This is a genomic window from Streptomyces viridosporus, from assembly GCF_002078235.1.
In the GTDB taxonomy this organism is placed as follows: domain Bacteria; phylum Actinomycetota; class Actinomycetes; order Streptomycetales; family Streptomycetaceae; genus Streptomyces; species Streptomyces viridosporus.
This window is the reverse complement of sequence record NZ_MSGP01000142.1, coordinates 1-1,451: the sequence shown is the minus strand read 5'-3', so window position 1 is coordinate 1,451 and position 1,451 is coordinate 1. Positions and strand designations below refer to the sequence as shown.

At 71.1% G+C, this 1,451-nt stretch carries 1 protein-coding gene; it reads right to left on the bottom strand.

Features of this window, described 5'->3' with window-relative positions; all coding sequences use genetic code 11:
• Positions 1 to 1,451: glucose-6-phosphate isomerase (pgi, locus tag B7L92_RS10855; protein ID WP_081237220.1), on the bottom strand; the 1,451-nt coding region annotated here is incomplete at both ends.

The window sequence follows — 1,451 nt, the reverse complement described above, 5'->3', positions numbered from 1 at the left end:
AGGCCGGGTACCGGGGTGCCTTCGGTCAGGGCGGGCTCGACGCGCCGGGCGAGCACCTTGCCCAGCTCCACCCCCCACTGGTCGAAGGAGTCGATGTCCCAGACCGCGCCCTGCACGAACACCTTGTGCTCGTAGAGGGCCACCAGCTGGCCGAGCACCGACGGCGTCAGCGCACGCGCCAGGATCGTGGTCGTGGGATGGCTGCCCCGGAACGTCTTGTGCGGCACCAGCTCCTCCGGCACCCCCTCCGCCCGCACCTCCTCCGGCGTCCTGCCGAACGCCAGCGCCTGCGTCTGGGCGAAGAAGTTGGCCATCAGCAGATCGTGCTGGGCCCGCAGCTCACCGCTCAGCTCGGCGACCGGCTCGGCGAACCCGATGAAGTCCGCCGGCACCAGCTTCGTGCCCTGATGGATCAACTGGTAGTAGGCGTGCTGCCCGTTGGTCCCCGGCGTGCCCCACACCACCGGACCCGTCTGCCACCGCACCTCCCGCCCCCGGCGGTCCACCGACTTGCCGTTGGACTCCATGTCCAGCTGCTGCAGATACGCGGGGAACCGCGCCAGGTAGTGCGAGTACGGCAGCACCGCGTGCGACTGCGCGCCCAGGAAGTTGTTGTACCAGACGCCCAGCAGCCCCAGCAGCAGCGGGACGTTGGCCTCGGCCGGCGCGGTGCGGAAGTGCTCGTCGACGGTCCGGAACCCCGCCAGCATCTCCCGGAACCGCTCCGGACCGATGGCGATCATCAGCGACAGGCCGATCGCCGAGGCGTAGGAGTAGCGCCCGCCGACCCAGTCCCAGAACTCGAACATGTTCGCCGGGTCGATGCCGAACGCGGCGACCTCCTGCGCGTTCGTCGACAGCGCCACGAAGTGCTTGGCCACCGCGGCCTCGTCCCCCAGCGCCGCCAGCAGCCAGGCGCGCGCCGAGGTGGCGTTGGTGACCGTCTCGACGGTGGTGAAGGTCTTGGAGGCGATGATGAACAGCGTCTCCGCCGGGTCCAGGTCGCGGACCGCCTCGTGCAGGTCGGCGCCGTCCACGTTGGACACGAACCGGAAGGCCAGCGAGCGGTCGGTGTAGGCGCGCAGCGCCTCGTAGGCCATCGCGGGGCCCAGGTCGGAGCCGCCGATGCCGATGTTGACCACGGTGCGGATCCGCCTGCCGGTGTGCCCGGTCCACCGCCCGGAGCGGACCCGGTCGGCGAAGGCGGCCATCTTGTCCAGCACGGCGTGCACGGCCGGCACCACGTTCTGCCCGTCGACCTCGACCACCGCGTCCCGCGGCGCCCGCAGCGCGGTGTGCAGCACCGCCCGGTCCTCGGTGGTGTTGATCCGCTCGCCGCGGAACATCGCGTCCCGCAGCCGGAACACGCCGGTGGCCTCCGCCAGCTCCCGCAGCAGCGCGAGCGTTTCGTCGGTGACCAGGTGCTTGGAGTAGTCGACGTACAGGTCGCC